Source organism: Paeniglutamicibacter sp. GQ140, from assembly GCF_059759235.1.
The window spans coordinates 333,935-350,146 of sequence record NZ_JCAXDW010000003.1 but is presented as its reverse complement, the minus strand read 5'-3'; the positions used below and the strand labels follow the sequence as shown (position 1 = coordinate 350,146).

The window sequence follows — 16,212 nt, the reverse complement described above, 5'->3', positions numbered from 1 at the left end:
CTATCCTTCCTGGGGCAGCGTCTTGGCCGCCCCCAGGATGTCCGGTTCAATGTAGATCACGCATTTGAGCGGCACGGCGGCGCGAATTCGTGCTTCGGCGTCGTCGATGGCGGTGGCGATCTGCTCCCCCGTGGCGTTTTCCGGCACCGACACCTTGGCGGCGACCAGGAGTTCCTCGGGGCCCAGGTGCAGGGTCTTGAGGTGGATCAGCTTGGCGCCCCGGGCGGTGAGGGCGGCCGAGATCTGCTCGACGTGCTCGACCCCGGCGGATTCGCCCAGCAGCAGCGACTTGGTTTCCATGGCCAGCACGATGGCGATGGCCACCAGCAGCAGCCCGATGCAGGCGGTGCCCGCCGCGTCCCAGACGCCGTTGCCGGTCAGCAGGGTGAGGCTGACGCCGCACAGGGCAAGGACCAGGCCGAGGAGCGCGCCGAAGTCCTCCAGCAGGATGACCGGCAGTTCGGGGGCCTTGGCGGTGCGGATGAACTTGGCCCAGGACTGGGTGCCGCGCACCAGGTTGGATTCGATGATGGCGGTGCGGAAGGAGAAGGACTCGGCGATGATTGCGCCAATGAGCACTGCCAGCGGAACCCACCACCACTTGCCTTCGATGCCGTGGGGGTGCTGGAACTTCTGCCAGGCCTCGTAGAGGGCGAAAAGCCCGCCGACGCTGAAGAGCACGATGGAGACAATGAACGAATACACGTAGCGTTCGCGCCCGTAGCCGAAGGGGTGCTGCGCATCGGCCTCCCGCCTGGCCTTCTTTCCGCCGACGAGCAGGAGAACCTGGTTTCCGGAGTCGGCCACCGAGTGGATGGCCTCGGCAAGCATTGAGGAGGAGGCCGTCACGGCCCAGGCCACAAACTTGAATACCGCAATGGTCAGGTTGGCCGCAAGCGCCGCGACCACTGCCTTCGTTCCGCCGGATGCTGCCATGGCGCCCCTACCTTCTTTCGCCCGTGATTCGTCGACACCCGTGTACCAGTCCGCCCGGCAAGGGCAGACCTCGCGTGCAGGAGGTATCGGCATGGTATTTGAGCACTATTTTCTCATCCTATGCCACCGGATTTTCGCCGTTGCGCAGCTGCGCGGCGCCCGCCTCAGGCGCGTCGTTGCGCGCGTGCCGAGGCGTAGAGGCACACCGTGGCGGCAGTGCCGACGTTCAGCGATTCGGCGATCCCGTACAGCGGCACGGCCACACGGTGGTCGGCGCCGGCCAGTTCGTCCTCATTCAGGCCCTGGCCCTCGTTTCCGAAGAGCCACACCGTGGGGTCCTCCAGGGCCGGCTGTCCCTGGGCGGCTTCCCCCGGGCTTCCCGCGCGGCGCGCGGCGCTGGCGTCCTGGAGCGCATCCAGGTCCGCGGCACCGTAGCCGTCGGCGGCAAGGACGGTGCTGCCCTGGGCCTTGAGCGTGGCGATGGTTTCACCGAAATCGACATTGGTGATGATGGGCAGGTGGAAGACGGAGCCCACGGTGGAGCGCACGGCCTTGGGATTGTAGATGTCCACGCTGCCTGCGGTGAGCACCACGGCGTCGGCGCCCGCGGCCACCGCCGCCCTGATGATGGTTCCGGCGTTGCCCGGGTCCTGCACGCGGCACAGCACCGCCACGAGTCGCGGCTTGGCCGCGGCCACGTCCTGCAGGCTGGTTTCGGGAATGATGCACACGGCCAAGATTCCCTGCGGGGTCACGGTGTCGGCCATTGCCGCCAGGACCTCCTGGCTGACCAGCCGGGTGTGCACGCTCTCGGCCTGGTTGGCCATTACCTCGAGTTCCGGATACCGGTCCAGGCAGTCCTCGGTCGCATAGACGGCACGAACAACGGCGGCCTTTCCCTGTTCTGCATTTTCCAGCTGCAGGCGCAGGGCCTCGCGGACGGCCTGCGGGCCCTCGGCTAGGAACTCGCCGCTGCGGGCGCGCCCCGTGCGGGTGGCCAGTCGGGCCACTTCTCGAACCTTTTCGGCACGGACGTTGGTCATGGTCACTTCGTTGTCTCCGGCAAGATTCATGAGAATGACTTTACCGGGGATACGCCAAAGGGACGGAATCGCAAGCGATTCCGTCCCTTTGGACCAGAGCTTTAAGCGCTCAAGGACTAGGCGTCCTTGATCTGCTGGCGGGACTCGCCACCTGCAGGCTCGAAGCCGGCAGCCTTGGCTGCTTCAATGCTGTTGAACCAGTACTCGGCGTCGGTCTGGTCGTACCAGGTCGAGCCCGGGACGTGGTACTTGTTCGACTGGGCGTTGCCCTTGATGATGAAGCCCTCGGGAGCGGCTTCGCCTTCGACGGCCTTGACGGCGCCTTCGATTTCAGCCTTCTCGGCGGCCGGAGCGGCAGCCTTCTTGGCCGGAGCCTTCTTGGCGGCCGGAGCAACCGGAGCTGCGGCGGCGGCCTTCGGGGCGTTGACATCGGCCGGGAGGGCCTGCTTGGCAACGGCAACGAGCACGGCGAATGCCTTGGCATCCGACACTGCCAGCTCGGCCAGCATGCGGCGGTCAACCTCGACCGATGCAGCCTTCAGGCCCTGGATCAGGCGGTTGTAGGTCAGGTCGTTGGCGCGGGATGCAGCGTTGATGCGCTGGATCCAGAGGCGACGGAAGTCACCCTTGCGCTTGCGGCGGTCGCCGTAGCTGTAAACGAACGAGTGGAGCAGCTGCTCCTTGGCCTTGCGGTACAAGCGCGAGCGCTGACCGCGGTAGCCCTTGGCGCGTTCAAGAATGACGCGACGCTTCTTATGGGCGTTTACTGCCCGCTTCACACGTGCCACGTGTGTACTCCTTTGTTTCTGTTCCGCCTGGCCTCAAATATTGGGCCGGCAAAAAATCTTTAAGTGGTCGGGAATCCAGGACAGGATTCCCAAGACGGACTGGTGTTAGAGACCGAGCATCCGCTTGATGGTCTTGACGTCCGCCTTGGCGACCAGCTGGTCAGAGGCCAGGCGACGGGTGATGCGGGAGGACTTGTGCTCCAGGTAGTGGCGGCGGTTGGCCTGCTGGCGCACGAGCTTGCCGCTACCGGTGAGCTTGAAGCGCTTCTTGGCGCCACTGTGGGTCTTGAACTTCGGCATATCCGCCGTTCTCCTTACTTGCTCCCGGGATCCTTTCGGACCGGGGATCTTGCGAACTCCCGCGTTTGGGGGAATCCGTGGTTCTGGTGTTGCTCTTGCGAGCGTGCCCTGCTCGGGGTGACCCTACTTGGTCGTCCCGGGCTTGGCTGCGCGGGTTGCGGGCTTGGGACCCGGCTTGCCCGCAGGCTTTGGTGGCATGGCCATCGGCTTGGGAACGGCCATTGGCTTCGGGGCCGCAACGGGCTTGGCTGCGACGACCGGCTTGGGAGCCGCTGCCGCTGCCGGCCTGCTGGCCGCCGGACGTGCTGCTGCCGGTGCCTTTGAGGCTGCCGGACGGCTGGAGGCCTCGCGAGTCGGTGCCGACCTGACAGGGGCCTTGGCCGCTGCGGGGGCTGTCCGGACCGGGGCCACCTTGGGTGCTGCAGCTGCTGCGGCCTCTTCGGCTGCTGCCTCTGCACGGACCTTGGCAAGCTTTTCCATGATGTCCGACTCGATGACATCGGCAACCGAACCGCCGATGTCGCCCTGGGGCTCCGAGGTGTCCATCTTTGCCTTGGGGTTCGCTGCCTTGGCCTTGTCGGCATCGCGCTGTTCCAAGCGACGGGCTTCGGCCTTGGCCTCTGCCTTGTTCTTCAGCGGCCCGACGACCATGACCATGTTGCGGCCATCGATGCGGGGAGTCGACTCAACGACGCCCACTTCGGCAACTGCCTCGGCGAACTTGTTGAGCAGGCGAATGCCCATTTCCGGACGCTGCTGCTCACGGCCACGGAACTGGATCATGGCCTTGACCTTGTCACCGGCTCCAAGGAAGCGAAGTGCGTGTCCGACCTTGGTTTCGTAGTCGTGCGTGTCGATCTTCAGACGGAAACGAATTTCCTTCAGCACGGTGTTCGTCTGGTTCTTGCGGGTTTCACGTGCCTTGACTGCAGCCTCGTACTTGTACTTTCCGAAGTCCATCAACTTGCACACGGGAGGCTTCGCGGTGGGCGCGACCTCCACGAGATCAAGGTCGGACTCGACGGCAAGACGAAGTGCATCCTCAATACGGACAATGCCAACCTGTTCACCGGCAGGGCCGACAAGCCGCACCTCTGGGACGCGGATTCGATCATTAATGCGTGGATCGCTAATGTGTTGCTCCTGAGTAGTTCGAAGTTCGAGGCCACCGCAGCAAAAGGAAAGGCCCTCGGCTGCAAGTGCAGGCGAAGGCCCCAGATTCGATCGATGAATAAATCATCCAGCCGACATTCCCCGCGGGGTCATCGGCACCGAACTTACCCGGCCGCCTGAATCGGCTGCTGCGGGTGGGAGTGGCCTCCACTTGCGTACTGATCCATGGCTCCTTGGTCACATCCACCCGTTGGGCGACGCTTCCAAATACACGGATTCAGTCGGTCTATGGAAAGCTTAGCAGTATGAGCACTCCTGAAACCAATCCGGTCTCCACCGACGCCACCAACGAGATCCGCGACATCGCCGAAGTGGCTGCCGTTGAAATCATCACCACCGCCGCCGTTCACCTGATGAGCGCCGCCGCCGTCAAGTGCGGCCTGGCCGCAGGCGACGACGCCGAAGAGCTGAAGGACCTCGACGAGGCCCGCAAGCTCATCACCGCACTGGCCGGCCTGGTCACGTCCGCCGCCCCGGAAATCGGCTCCCAGCATGCAGGTCCGTTGCGCGACGGCCTGCGCTCGCTGCAGCTGGCATTCCGCGAGGCCTCGACCTTCCCGGACGAGCCGGGCAAGGGCCCGGGTGAAAAGCTAACCGGCCCGGTGAACTAGCCCACCGCGTTTCCCGCGTAACACTGCAAGATTTTGGCGGCCTGCCGCCGAGAGGTTTCTCACAGGATGGTTCCGGAGAATCCGAACCACCGGGATCCACCCGGCCGCATTGCTGATCAAGTGCCCCGCTTCACGGCGGGGCACTTGTTTTTTGTCCGCCGAACCCTCAGCCGGCCCTAGGCATCTTCGATGAGCGTGCGTGCCCGCGTGGTCGCACGGTGCCGGCGCACCTGCTGTGCCACCAACGCCACGGCACACACCAGGGCGCCAATGGCTCCGACCATGAGGAATCCGGAGTAGGCGCCGAAGGCGTCAACCGTCGCGCCGGTGATCGGCGAGCCCAGGGCCGTGCCGCTGGTCAGCGCCGAGCCGTACCAGCCCATGGCCTCCCCGCGCCGCTTTTCCGCCACCAGGTCGGTCAGCCATTCGGAGGCCGCCGACAGCACCGGGGCGCACAACATGCCGGGCAGGATCGAGAGCAGCGCCAGCGACCAGGTGTTGGTGGCGAACGCCATCGGCAGCGTGAGCACCGCCATGGCCAGCAACAGCACGATCGGCGAGATGCGCCGGTTCTGGCTGCCGTAGAGAAGTCCTCCCACGAGCGAGGCGCCGCACCAGAAGAGGAACACGATGCCCAGCTGTCCCTCGCTGTGCTGCTCGTCAAGCAGCGACAAGATCCCTACCTCGGTGCCCGAGAGCACCAGTCCGGCGCCGGAGGCGGCAATGAACACCGCGATCACCGAGGCGCTGACCCAGCCGAATTTGTGGCGGAACTCCCGTCCGCGGGCGGCGACGCGCGCCCGCGCGGACTTGGAACCGGCAAGGATCAATTCGCCTTCGACGTCGGCCAGGCCGCCGGGCCCCGCGGCAATGAGCGAGGCCTCGGCCCCGAGGCGCTCCTCGTGCGGGTTGGGCTTCTGGGCCACCGCCCCGGGCTGGCCCGAGCGGGTGGGCGGATTCAGGATCATCAATGCCACGCCGCTGAGCGAGGCCGCCGCGGCAATGCCGATCATCCCGACGGTGGTGTCCAGGGACGTGGCAACGATCCCGGCGGTCGCCGGCCCGACGATGAAGACCAGCTCGGTGCCCATGGCATCCAGGGCGAAGGCGGATCGGCGGGTCTCCCCCGTGGTCATCACGCCCAGCGCCGTGCGCACCACGGAGAACACCGGAAGGGAAAAGAGCCCGCCGGCGAACACCAGCGGCAGCACCCAGTAAAACGAAACCTGCGGCACGATGCTCCACACCACGGCCTCGGCGATGATGGAGGGAATCAGCGCCCGGCGCAGCCCGTACATGTCCACCACATGGCCGCGCCACGGCGCACCCAGCGCGATGCCGATGGTCATCAGGCCAACCACCAGGCCCGCGGGTCCCCAGTCCATGCCCAGCTCGTTGACCAGGTGCAGCAGCAGGAGCATGCCGACCGTGGCGTGCGGCAGCCTGGCCACCATGCCGATCAACAGCAGCGGCGCGATCCGGGGCTGGCGCAGCAGTTGGCCGTAGCGACCGAATTTCACGCCCACGTGCCGGGGTCTGCGGAGGGTCCTGCCTTCAAGGCAACCTCGAGCGAGTCGACGTTTTCGGCAAAGTCCTGGTTGGCGGAGAGCCGGGCGTGGATCCGTGAGACACACTCGCGGGCCGCCGCCTCGTCGGTACCCGGGCGGAACGTGAATTCCAGGCGCAGTTCCGGCCCGGATCCCCCGCCGGCCACGGAGGCACCGGCGGCCGTGCGTGTTCCCACCCCGCGGCCCGGGGCAATCTGGATCGAGGCAAGAGCCTTCTCGTCACTGGCCTGCTCGGCCACCACCGCAGCAAGGTCCTCGCTGAGGTAGCTGGGAATCCACTCCTGTTGCCGGGCGAGGGCCCACATGCCCGGGCGGCGCAGCACGAAGGTGAAATCGGCTCCGGGGTCCAGGACCAGCATCTGGGCGTCCTCGCTTACCGCCGAGAGGGCTGCCCGCGGCGCGTAGACGGCCACCGGGCGGGCCTCGGGGTGCCAGGCCTGGAGGTTGTCGACGCTGCTGAACACCGGCAGGGCCTTGCGCCCGTCGGGGGCATTGAGGGTGACAAGTGCCATGTCGGCTTCCTTGTCCTCGGCAAAGCCGTGCTCCCCCATGCCGCCGTCGGCCAGCTGCGCCACGACGGCGATGTAGACGCGGGCGCCGGCCAGGGCGGCGTGGACCTGCTGCTCGCCGCCGCTTCCGGCGATCAGTCCGTCGAATGCCGCCCGCAGGTTTTCATCGATCAGGCCGTTGTCGTTGTCGAAGTTGTGCAGCGGGTTTCCTTCCCCACTGAGGTCCCGCCCTTCCCATTCCTGCCCGGCGGAATCGCCGGATCCGCCGGCGCGCGCCAGGGCCGCGGCGATGTGTCCGGGCAGGTGGCGTTCGGCGCCCTGGCCGGCGGGGGAAGAAGGAGAATTCGCGCTCATATCCACATGCTATCTTGCGCCCACGTCAGCGGCGGATCGCGCGTATTGGCGCCTTGCCGCCGGTGCCCATGTGCCGGGCCGGTTCGCCATGTGCCAACGCCGAAGTGGGTGTGGCGAAGCTCGCCCGCCGGCGCCGCCGCAGGGCCTTGGTCGGCACCTCGCCCGAACATGGAAGGGGGCAGGTCCGCCGCGCGGCCCTGCCCCCTTTCCATTCAACGCTTGACGCCGGTCAACGGCGCAGGCGGCTGTGCCCTAGCGGCGCCCTGCCACGTCCAGCGCCTCGGCCATGGTGAACTTGCCCGCGTACAGGGCCTTGCCCACGATTGCGCCCTCGACGCCGGCCGGGACCAGTTCGCGCAGCACGCGCAGGTCCTCGAGGCTGGAGATGCCGCCGGAGGCGATGACCGGCTTGGCGGTGCGCTTGCACATCTCGGCCAGCAGTTCCACGTTGGGTCCGCGCAGCGTTCCGTCCTTGGTCACGTCGGTGACGACGTAGCGGGCGCAGCCGGCGTCCTCCAGGCGTGCGAGCACGTCCCAGATGTCGCCGCCTTCCTTGGTCCAGCCGCGGCCCGAAAGCACGGTGCCGCGCACGTCAAGGCCGACGGCGATCGCCTCGCCGTGGCGGGCAATGGCACGGGCGGTCCATTCCGGGTTTTCCAGGGCCGCGGTGCCCAGGTTCACGCGGGTTGCACCGAATTCGAGGGCGCGTTCGAGGGATTCGTCGTCGCGGATGCCGCCGGAGAGCTCGACCTTGATGGTCAGTTCCCTGGCGATGCGGCCCAGCAGCTCGGTGTTGGCGCCACGGTCGAAGGCCGCATCCAGGTCCACCAGGTGCACCCATTCGGCGCCGGCTTCCTGCCAGGCCAAGGCGTTCTCGAGCGGATCGCCGTAGCTGGTCTCGGAGCCGGCCTCGCCCTGCACCAGGCGCACGGCCTGGCCGTTCACCACGTCGACGGCGGGCAGCAGCTCGAGGATGTTGTTTTGGTTCTCGGACATGATCGATCCTTAGGGGTCAATCCCGGGCCGGCGCCGGGTGCGGCCGGCGGTGCCCGGAAGGAGGAAGGTGGTTAGAGCGTCAGGAGGTAGGCGCAGAAGAGCGCAGCCCCGGCCAGCACCCAGGCGGTGATGATCCAGGAGATGTGGGCGCGCTGCTGGCGCAGCGAGAGCGCGCCGCCGGCGAGGATGCCGGCGACGCCCATGAGGACAATTGACCAGATCAGCATCCCTAGAGGCTCGCCAACCAGTTGCGCAGCAGCTTGGCCCCGGCTTCCCCGGACTTCTCCGGGTGGAACTGCAGGGCGCACAGCGGGCCGTTCTCGATCCCGGCAATGAACGGAACCCCGTGCTCCGCCCAGGTGACCTGCGGCGGGATCATCTTGGGCTGGGCGACGTCGAAGTTCCATTCCTGCACCGCGTAGGAGTGCACGAAGTAGAACCGTTCGTCCTCGATCCCGGCGAAGAGCTTGCTTCCTGCCGGAGGGGTGACGGTGTTCCATCCCATGTGCGGGATGACCGGGGCCTTGAGCAGTTCCACGGTGCCGGGCCATTCGCCCAGTCCCTCGGTGCGGATCCCGTGCTCCACGCCCTCGTCGAAGAACACCTGGTGTCCCACGCAGACCCCGAGCACCGGCCGCCCGCCGGCGATGCGGCGGCCGATCCAGCGGATGGCGCCGACCTCCTTGAGCGCCTCCATGACGGCGGCGAAGGCGCCCACGCCGGGCACGAAGAGCCCGTCGCATTCCAGGATGTCCTCGGGCTTGGCCGAGAGCTTGACCTGGGCGCCGGCGGCCTCAAGGGCGCGGACGGCCGAGCGGACGTTGCCGGATCCGTAGTCCAGGACGGTGACCGTCTTGGCTGCCATCTACAGCGCGCCCTTGGTGGAGGGGATGGCGTCGCCGATCCGCGGGTCGACTTCCACGGCGTCGCGCAGCGCGCGGGCCAGGGCCTTGAACTGGGCCTCGACGATGTGGTGCGGATCGCGGCCCGAGAGCACCTCGATGTGGGCGCAGATCTGGGCGTGGAAGGTCAGCGACTCGAACACGTGGCGGGTCATCGACCCGGTGAAGTGGCCACCGATCAAGTGGTATTCCTGGCCGGCCGGCTCGCCGCCGTGGACCAGGTAGGGGCGCCCGGAGATGTCGACCACCGCGCGGGCCAGGGCCTCGTCCAGCGGGGCGTAGGCGGTGCCGAAGCGGCGAATGCCCGCCTTGTTGCCCAGTGCGGTGCGCAGCACCTCGCCGATGGTGATGGCGGTGTCCTCCACGGTGTGGTGCACGTCGATGTGGGTGTCGCCGGTGGCGCGCACCGTGAGGTCGATCAGCGAGTGCTTCGACAGCGCGGTCAGCATGTGGTCGTAGAACGGGACGCTGGTGCTGATCTCCGAGCGGCCGGTGCCGTCCAGATCAAGTTCGACAAAGATGGAGGACTCGCTGGTGATGCGTTCGAGGCGAGCGCGACGACCCGTGAGTTTTTCGGCAGACATGCACATTCCTTTAGATCAGGCGTTGAGACGAGGATGCGGGGCGGCGGCCGGCAGGTGTGCGGCCGGGCAAATTCTGCAAGCCGCCCGCCGCCACCGGCTCCACCGCTCCAAGTTTAGCGTTAGAGCGTGTGAGGCCCCTGATGGAGCAGTTCCTCGAGACGGACAAGGAACGCGGTGGTTTCGTCCTCGGTGCCGGCGGTGACCCGCAGGTGTCCGGGAATTCCCACGTCGCGGATGATGACTCCGGCCTCGAGCAGCCCTTCCCAGATGGCCTTGGTGTCCTTGACTCCCCCGAAGAACACGAAGTTGGAGTCGCTGGAGGCCGGGTGCAGGCCCATGCGGGTGAGCTCGTTGACGATGCGGTCGCGTTGCACCTTGATGGCCTCGACGTTGGCCAGCAGGATGTCCGCGTGCTTCAGTGCCGCATTCGCCGTTGCCTGGGTGACGGCAGAGAGGTGGTAGGGCAGCCGCACCAGGCGGATGGCGTCGGCGACTTCCGGGGCCGCGGCCAGGTACCCGAGGCGGGCGCCGGCCAGGGCGAAGGCCTTGGACATGGTCCGCGAGACGATGAGCCGTTCGCGACCGGGCAGCAGGGAAAGTGCCGACAGGGTCCCGGTGTGGGCAAATTCCGCGTACGCCTCGTCGACGATCACGATGGCGTTGCTGGCCCGGCCGGCCTCGTAGACGGCTTCGACAACATCCAGGCCCAGCGCGGTTCCGGTGGGGTTGTTGGGCGAACACAGGATGACGATGTTCGGTGCAGCCTCGCGAACCTGCGCAGCGGCGTCCGCCGCCGAAAGTCCATAGTCGGCCGAACGCACGCCGGCAACGTAGGTGGTGTCGGTTCCGGAGGCCAGCAGCGGGTACATCGAGTAGGTGGGAGGGAAGCTCATGACGGAGCGGCCCGGTCCGCCAAAGGCCTGCAGGATTTGCTGGAGGACCTCGTTGGAGCCGTTGGCTGCCCAGACGTTGTCCGCTTCCAGCCCGTGGCCAAGATAGGCGGCCAGGCGTACGCGCAGCTCGGTGAATTCACGGTCCGGGTAACGGTTCAACCCCACGGCGGCCGCCGAGACCTCTTCGACAATGGCGCGATGCACTTCGGCGGGGACCGGGTGGGTGTTTTCGTTGACGTTCAGCTGGATGGGGACGTCAATCTGGGGTGCGCCGTAGGGTTCGAGACCTTGAAGATTTTCTCGCAGGGGCAGATTTGCCAGGCGATTTAGCCGTTCATTCACGGGTCAAGTCTACGGCGGGGGCAGGTGGGCCCGAGAATCATGGCCGGCGCCAAGGGTAATAATCGGTTCGCAATGAGCCGATGCGGCGCCCGAGGACACGGCCGGGGCAGGGCCCTAGCTTCCGGTGGGAACGAAGAGTTCGGCGCCCGGGAGCAGCACGGAGCTGTTGAGGTTGTTGAGGTCGCCGATCTGGCGGACCGCTTCGCGGGGTTCGAGTTGCGGTGCGAATTCGCGGGCAATGCCCCAAAGGGTGTCTCCCTCGATGACGGTTACGCTCACTGCGTTGACGCCCAGCGGGATGTCCGCGGAAGCATTTGCCGGGGAGAGGAACAGCCCCAGGAGCATGAGCACTGCGGCGCTCACCACGAAGATGGGAAGCCCGATCAGCACGAATTTCCCGCGGCGGGTCAGTCGTAGCGGAGCCAGCGACGGCTGCGGTTCGGGCAGGTAGTCGTTGGATGTAACAAGGTGGAGCGGGGCCGAGAAAGCAGTGTTTGCCACGTCTTTGCCTTTCCTCTGAATTCGCTGGTCCGACCGGGTCCAGTTGGCCCGCAATCGAACATGCGACGGTTATTCGAACGCACCTTTCGAACATGTGTTCGTAGTGCGTATCTTATTTCTAGCACTTTTCGACGACACGTGTCCAGATCTGTTCGAACAAATCTTTGAAAGCAGTGACTTTGTCTACTAGGATGGTGGTTGTGGGGCGATGTATTTACTACACCAGCCCACACCGACAATTTGCGGCACGCGCGGGCAACCGGCGACGATCGGGATGAGGCATTGACAATGACGACCGAACAACGAACCCCTCGACGCGACGCGAAGAGCCTGACAATCCGCCAGAAGAAGGTTCTGGAAACCATCCAACGCTCCGTGAGCAGCAACGGGTACCCGCCGTCGATGCGGGAAATCGGGGACGCTGTGGGACTTGCCAGCCTCTCCAGCGTGACCCATCAGCTCAGCCAGCTCGAGAAGCTTGGCTACATCAGGCGCGATCCGCGCCGCCCGAGGGCAATGGAGATCCTGCTGCCGCTGCAGCTCAAGAGCGAGGCAAAGCTGGAGGTCGTGGAGGGCCAGTCGGAGCTCAAGGCAGCCAACGGCATGAACGTCTCGGAGCTGACGACCTCCGCCGACACCGCCATGGTCCCCCTGGTCGGGCGCATTGCCGCCGGCGGGCCGATCCTGGCCGACCAGGCGATCGAGGACGTTTTCGCACTGCCGCGCCAGCTGGTGGGGCACGGTGAGCTCTTCATGCTCAAGGTCAGCGGCGACTCGATGATCGATGCGGCCATTTGCGACGGCGACTGGGTTGTCGTGAGGCGCCAGCCCACGGCCAACAACGGCGACATCGTCGCGGCGCTGCTCGAGGACGAGGCCACCGTGAAGACCTTCCGCCAGCGTGACGGGCACACCTGGCTGCTGCCGCAGAACTCCCGATACGAACCGATCCTTGGTGACGCCGCAACCGTCATGGGCAAGGTCGTATCGGTCATGCGTTCCGTCTAGGGCCGCAGCAACAACTCATCCCCAAAACACCCGTGGGGGCCGATCACCGGATCGGCCCCCACGGGTGTTTTGCTTCCCCTGCCCATCAACCGCAAACGGGACGGGCAGCGCCAGGGGCTCAGCCTTCGCTGAGCCGTTCGAGCGCGGAGATGACGGTGGCCTTGTTCGGCGTCGCCCACAGCGGCGGCAGCGAGGCGCGCAGGAAGGTCCCGTAGCGTTCGGTGGCCAGTCGCGAGTCCAGCACCGCAACCACGCCCTTGTCATTGACCGAACGGATCAGGCGGCCCGCGCCCTGGGCCAGCCGCACCGCGGCATGGCTCGCGGCCACGGCCATGAAACCGTTTCCGCCGTGCTTGGCGATATCGCGGCTGCGCGCCGAGGAAAGCGGATCATCGGGGCGCGGGAACGGGATCTTGTCAATGATGACCAGACGGCAGGCGTTGCCCGGGACGTCCACGCCCTGCCACAGCGTCATCGTGCCAAACAGGCAGGTGTCCGGTTCGGCCGAGAACTGGTCGACCAGCGCCTTCATGCTTGATTCGCCCTGGCACAGGATGGGGATGTCCAGGCGCGCACGCAGGATTTCCGCGGCTTCCTCGGCCGCCCGGCGCGAGGTGAACAGCGCCAGGGCACCGCCGCCGGAGGCCTTGATCAGGTCCTCGATTTCGGACAGGGTCTCCTGGGACATTTGGCGCCCGGGCTTGGGCAGGTGCTTGGCAACATACAGGATGCCCTGCTTGGGGTAGTCAAAGGGGCTGCCCACGTCGACGCCGTTCCAGGTCGGTGCTCCGTCGCCCACCAGGCCCAGGGAACCGGCAACCGGCTCAAAGGCGGCGCCGATGGCCAGGGTCGCGCTGGTGAGGATGACGGTGCGGCCGTCGAACAGGCCCTCGCGCAGCTTTCCCGCGACGGACAGGGGGGCAACCATCAAGGTCGGCTGGCTGGATTCGTCGGGCTGGACATAGCCCTCCCCCGGGCTGAAGTGGCCGGGCCGCGACGCCCAGATCACCTCGCGTTCCTCGGTCATTTCAAGCATCTTGGTGCATTGATCCACCAGGTACGTGACCTGGGAGCGGGCCATCTGGCGTCCGCCGTCGGCGGGCGCGTTGGCCTCGGGCTTCGAGTCGGAGAGGACCACGCGTGCGGCCTCGGCGATCTGGTTGATGGCAGCTTCCTGGTCCTCGTTCAGCCCGCGGGCCATGAGCCCGGTGGGGACGCCCTCCAGGGCACGCTGCAGGGCCTTGGCGCCCTGGTTCAGCGCGTCCACGCTCACCGAGCAGTGCTTGCGGGCGGCCGAGGCCGCGGTCTGGACCATGTTCACCGACAGGGGCCGCGTCACCGAACTGGTCACGCGGTCCTGCAGTTCGTGGGCCTCGTCAATGATGACGGTGTCGAAGTCCGGCAGCACGGCCAGGCCCTCGAAGGCAGAGACAGCCAGCATGGCATGGTTGGTGATCACGACGTCGGCGCTGGCCGCGCGGGCACGGGCCAGTTCGCTGAAGCACTCCGAGGCCATGGGGCACTTTTGGGACCCCAGGCAGTCCATGGCGCTGACCGATACCTGGCGCCATGCCTTGTCGCTGACCCCGGGCGTGATGTCGTCTCGGTCTCCGGTGTCGGTTCGTTCGGCCCACTGGCGCAGGCGCACCACTTCCTGGCCCAGCGCCGAGCCGGGGCCATCGGAGGACCCGCCGAGGACGGGGGTGCCGGATTCCATCGAAAACAATGCGCCTTCGTCGTCGTCCGGGTAGCCGCCGCCGAGCTTGTATTGGCACACGTAGTTGGAGCGTCCCTTGACCAGGGCCACGTCCATTTCGCGCGGCAGCTTGTCCTTCAGCGAGCTCAGCAGGCGGGGCACGTCGCGGCCGACGATCTGCGCCTGCAGCGCCAGCGTTGCGGTGGAAATCACCACGGGCTTTTCCGATTCCAGCGCGTGGGCCAGCGCGGGAACCAGATAGGCCATCGACTTGCCGGTTCCGGTTCCCGCCTGCACCAGCAGGTGTTCACCGGTCTCCATGGCCCGCACGACCTGGCGGGTCATTTCGTGCTGCCCCGGCCGGCTTTGTCCGCCCATGCTGGACACTGCCTCGTCCAATAGGGCGATGACCTCTGTTTCCTCAGCCATGAATACTAAATTGCTCCACTTCTGCGGCCATGCTTTCGCGGACCTTCACCATCATGCGGGTTCCCGATTCGGTGTGTTCGACGGCCAGGATCTCGGCCTCGGCGCCGTGGAGCTTGTTGACCACGTCGCCTCGATCATAGGGAATCATCAATTCTAGTTGGACATTGGGCCTCGGGATTGCGGCGCTGATCTTTTCGAGCAGTTCCTGGATGCCTTCGCCGGTGCGTGCCGAGACGATGGCGTGGTTAGGCTCGCGCTGGCGCAGGCGCTCGACCACGAACGGGTCCGCGACATCGGCCTTGTTCAAGACCATGAGCTCAGGGATGTTTCGCGCATCGACGTCGTTGAGCACCTCGCGGACGGCCTGGATCTGGCCTTCGGGATCCGGGTGCGCGGCGTCGACCACGTGCAGGATCAGGTCCGATTCGGCAACCTCCTCCAGCGTGGAGCGGAAGGCCTCGATCAACTGGGTGGGCAGCGACTTCACGAAGCCGACCGTGTCGACGAGCGTGTAGTTCAGTCCGTCGCGGGTCTCCGCCTGGCGGACCGTCGGATCCAGCGTCGCAAACAGGGCGTTCTCGACCAGGACCCCGGCGTCGGTGAGCCGGTTGAGCAGCGAGGACTTGCCGGCGTTGGTGTACCCGACGATGGCCACCGACGGCACCGCGTTGCGCTTGCGGTTTGCCCGCTTGGCCTCGCGGGCCGGCAGCATTCCCTTGATCTCCTTGCGGAGCTTTGCCATGCGGTCGCGGATGCGGCGGCGGTCCAGTTCGATCTTCGTTTCACCCGGGCCGCGGGAGCCGATGCCGCCGCCGGCGGCACCCACGCGGCCGCCGGCCTGGCGGGACATCGATTCGCCCCAGCCGCGCAGGCGCGGAAGCAGGTATTCGAGCTGCGCCAGTTCGACCTGGGCGCGGCCCTCGTGGCTCTTGGCGTGCTGGGCAAAGATGTCCAGGATCAGTGCCGTGCGGTCAATGACCTTGACCTTGACGACGTCTTCGAGGGCACGGCGCTGCGAGGGGGCCAGCTCGGTGTCGATGATGACGGTGTCGGCCCCGGTCGCGGCAACGATTTCGCGCAGTTCCATGGCCTTGCCCGAGCCCAGGTACGTGCCGGGATCGGGTTTCGCGCGGCGTTGGACCATCCCGTCGAGCACTTCCGAACCGGCGGTTTCGGCCAGGGCGGCCAGCTCACGCAGCGAGTTTTCCGCGTCCTGGGCGGTCCCCTCGTTCCAGATGCCGGCCAGCACGACGCGCTCGAGGCGCAGCTGGCGGTATTCGACCTCGGTGACGTCCTCGAGTTCGGTGGACAGGCTTGCCCCGCGCTTCAGGGCGCGGCGTTCGGCCAGCTCCTGCTGGTCCCCGTCGGTGGACGAATGCTCACCGGTGAGCTTGCTCAGCGCCTGGGCGCGGCCGGAAAGGACGCCCTCGTCCTCGGGAGCACCGAAGTGGGTGCTCTTGCTGGCGGCGGCCTTGTCGCTGGCCAGGATCCGTTCGATGGCTGCCTGGATCTGGGCCTCGTCCATGTCGTTGTCCTGCGGGCCGGAAGGCTGTGGATTGGTCATGTTCCCCTTAGTTTG

Annotated in this window: 17 protein-coding genes; 2 read left to right on the top strand and 15 right to left on the bottom strand. The window is 66.6% G+C overall.

Annotated elements, in window-relative coordinates:
- From AC6CHY_RS06410 to infC, 5 genes are all read right to left on the bottom strand, one after another.
- A complete protein-coding gene (locus AC6CHY_RS06410; protein WP_217390568.1) occupies positions 1 to 936 on the bottom strand; it encodes a cation diffusion facilitator family transporter in 936 nt (311 codons plus the stop codon).
- 164 nt (positions 937 to 1,100) lie between these two features.
- Entirely contained in the window at positions 1,101 to 2,009 is a 909-nt protein-coding gene (locus tag AC6CHY_RS06405; protein WP_498226133.1) for a TrmH family RNA methyltransferase, read from the bottom strand.
- Positions 2,010 to 2,095: 86 nt separating this feature from the next.
- On the bottom strand, positions 2,096 to 2,767 hold the full coding sequence (gene rplT / locus AC6CHY_RS06400) for a 50S ribosomal protein L20, sunset domain variant (protein WP_498226131.1): 672 nt from the start codon (positions 2,765 to 2,767) through the stop codon (positions 2,096 to 2,098).
- Positions 2,768 to 2,872: 105 nt separating this feature from the next.
- Complete coding sequence (gene rpmI, locus AC6CHY_RS06395) at positions 2,873 to 3,067, bottom strand: 50S ribosomal protein L35 (protein ID WP_217390565.1); 195 nt, start codon at positions 3,065 to 3,067, stop codon at positions 2,873 to 2,875.
- Between the two features lie 123 nt (positions 3,068 to 3,190).
- The gene (gene infC / locus AC6CHY_RS06390) at positions 3,191 to 4,159 is read right to left on the bottom strand and encodes a translation initiation factor IF-3 (protein WP_418888849.1); all 969 of its coding nucleotides are present in this window, start codon (positions 4,157 to 4,159) and stop codon (positions 3,191 to 3,193) included.
- Between the two features lie 326 nt (positions 4,160 to 4,485).
- On the opposite strand from infC, the gene AC6CHY_RS06385 reads away from it, so the two are divergent.
- On the top strand, positions 4,486 to 4,851 hold the full coding sequence (locus tag AC6CHY_RS06385) for a DUF1844 domain-containing protein (protein ID WP_217390564.1): 366 nt from the start codon (positions 4,486 to 4,488) through the stop codon (positions 4,849 to 4,851).
- A gap of 176 nt (positions 4,852 to 5,027) precedes the next feature.
- Here AC6CHY_RS06385 and AC6CHY_RS06380 read toward each other — a convergent pair whose 3' ends face one another.
- From AC6CHY_RS06380 to AC6CHY_RS06345, 8 genes are all read right to left on the bottom strand, one after another.
- Positions 5,028 to 6,377 (bottom strand): MFS transporter, encoded by a 1,350-nt coding sequence (locus AC6CHY_RS06380; RefSeq protein WP_498226129.1) that lies wholly within the window; start codon positions 6,375 to 6,377, stop codon positions 5,028 to 5,030.
- On the bottom strand, positions 6,368 to 7,282 hold the full coding sequence (locus AC6CHY_RS06375; protein ID WP_498226127.1) for an SseB family protein: 915 nt from the start codon (positions 7,280 to 7,282) through the stop codon (positions 6,368 to 6,370). Before AC6CHY_RS06375 ends, AC6CHY_RS06380 begins: the two co-directional genes overlap by 10 nt.
- A gap of 252 nt (positions 7,283 to 7,534) precedes the next feature.
- Entirely contained in the window at positions 7,535 to 8,278 is a 744-nt protein-coding gene (gene priA / locus AC6CHY_RS06370; RefSeq protein ID WP_498226125.1) for a bifunctional 1-(5-phosphoribosyl)-5-((5-phosphoribosylamino)methylideneamino)imidazole-4-carboxamide isomerase/phosphoribosylanthranilate isomerase PriA, read from the bottom strand.
- A gap of 71 nt (positions 8,279 to 8,349) precedes the next feature.
- A complete protein-coding gene (locus AC6CHY_RS06365; protein ID WP_217390560.1) occupies positions 8,350 to 8,505 on the bottom strand; it encodes a CG2302 family histidine operon protein in 156 nt (51 codons plus the stop codon).
- Positions 8,506 to 8,507: 2 nt separating this feature from the next.
- Positions 8,508 to 9,143 carry an imidazole glycerol phosphate synthase subunit HisH gene (gene hisH, locus AC6CHY_RS06360; RefSeq protein ID WP_217390559.1) on the bottom strand — a complete coding sequence of 212 codons (636 nt, stop codon included), beginning with the start codon at positions 9,141 to 9,143 and terminating at the stop codon, positions 8,508 to 8,510.
- Complete coding sequence (gene hisB / locus AC6CHY_RS06355) at positions 9,144 to 9,764, bottom strand: imidazoleglycerol-phosphate dehydratase HisB (RefSeq protein ID WP_217390558.1); 621 nt, start codon at positions 9,762 to 9,764, stop codon at positions 9,144 to 9,146.
- A gap of 119 nt (positions 9,765 to 9,883) precedes the next feature.
- On the bottom strand, positions 9,884 to 10,999 hold the full coding sequence (locus tag AC6CHY_RS06350; RefSeq protein ID WP_217390557.1) for a histidinol-phosphate transaminase: 1,116 nt from the start codon (positions 10,997 to 10,999) through the stop codon (positions 9,884 to 9,886).
- Between the two features lie 114 nt (positions 11,000 to 11,113).
- Complete coding sequence (locus tag AC6CHY_RS06345; RefSeq protein WP_498226122.1) at positions 11,114 to 11,500, bottom strand: LysM peptidoglycan-binding domain-containing protein; 387 nt, start codon at positions 11,498 to 11,500, stop codon at positions 11,114 to 11,116.
- A 288-nt stretch (positions 11,501 to 11,788) separates the two neighbouring features.
- On the opposite strand from AC6CHY_RS06345, the gene lexA reads away from it, so the two are divergent.
- On the top strand, positions 11,789 to 12,508 hold the full coding sequence (lexA, locus tag AC6CHY_RS06340; protein WP_217390556.1) for a transcriptional repressor LexA: 720 nt from the start codon (positions 11,789 to 11,791) through the stop codon (positions 12,506 to 12,508).
- Positions 12,509 to 12,626: 118 nt separating this feature from the next.
- Here the strand turns inward: lexA and AC6CHY_RS06335 are convergent, their stop codons facing one another.
- Both AC6CHY_RS06335 and hflX read right to left on the bottom strand, forming a co-directional pair.
- Positions 12,627 to 14,633 carry an ATP-dependent DNA helicase gene (locus tag AC6CHY_RS06335; protein ID WP_498226121.1) on the bottom strand — a complete coding sequence of 669 codons (2,007 nt, stop codon included), beginning with the start codon at positions 14,631 to 14,633 and terminating at the stop codon, positions 12,627 to 12,629.
- A complete protein-coding gene (gene hflX, locus AC6CHY_RS06330; RefSeq protein WP_217390554.1) occupies positions 14,626 to 16,197 on the bottom strand; it encodes a GTPase HflX in 1,572 nt (523 codons plus the stop codon). Before hflX ends, AC6CHY_RS06335 begins: the two co-directional genes overlap by 8 nt.
- Positions 16,198 to 16,212 lie beyond the last annotated feature (15 nt).

What these genes read in the sequence shown, in the direction of transcription:
- rpmI (WP_217390565.1), bottom strand. Translation starts at nt 3,067, where the DNA reads ATGCCGAAGTTCAAGACCCACAGTGGCGCCAAGAAGCGCTTCAAGCTC.
- priA (WP_498226125.1), bottom strand. Translation starts at nt 8,278, where the DNA reads ATGTCCGAGAACCAAAACAACATCCTCGAGCTGCTGCCCGCCGTCGAC.
- hisB (WP_217390558.1), bottom strand. Translation starts at nt 9,764, where the DNA reads ATGTCTGCCGAAAAACTCACGGGTCGTCGCGCTCGCCTCGAACGCATC.
- AC6CHY_RS06335 (WP_498226121.1), bottom strand. Translation starts at nt 14,633, where the DNA reads ATGGCTGAGGAAACAGAGGTCATCGCCCTATTGGACGAGGCAGTGTCC.
- lexA (WP_217390556.1), top strand. Translation starts at nt 11,789, where the DNA reads ATGACGACCGAACAACGAACCCCTCGACGCGACGCGAAGAGCCTGACA.
- AC6CHY_RS06365 (WP_217390560.1), bottom strand. Translation starts at nt 8,505, where the DNA reads ATGCTGATCTGGTCAATTGTCCTCATGGGCGTCGCCGGCATCCTCGCC.
- hflX (WP_217390554.1), bottom strand. Translation starts at nt 16,197, where the DNA reads ATGACCAATCCACAGCCTTCCGGCCCGCAGGACAACGACATGGACGAG.
- AC6CHY_RS06410 (WP_217390568.1), bottom strand. Translation starts at nt 936, where the DNA reads ATGGCAGCATCCGGCGGAACGAAGGCAGTGGTCGCGGCGCTTGCGGCC.
- AC6CHY_RS06385 (WP_217390564.1), top strand. Translation starts at nt 4,486, where the DNA reads ATGAGCACTCCTGAAACCAATCCGGTCTCCACCGACGCCACCAACGAG.
- hisH (WP_217390559.1), bottom strand. Translation starts at nt 9,143, where the DNA reads ATGGCAGCCAAGACGGTCACCGTCCTGGACTACGGATCCGGCAACGTC.
- AC6CHY_RS06405 (WP_498226133.1), bottom strand. Translation starts at nt 2,009, where the DNA reads ATGAATCTTGCCGGAGACAACGAAGTGACCATGACCAACGTCCGTGCC.
- AC6CHY_RS06375 (WP_498226127.1), bottom strand. Translation starts at nt 7,282, where the DNA reads ATGAGCGCGAATTCTCCTTCTTCCCCCGCCGGCCAGGGCGCCGAACGC.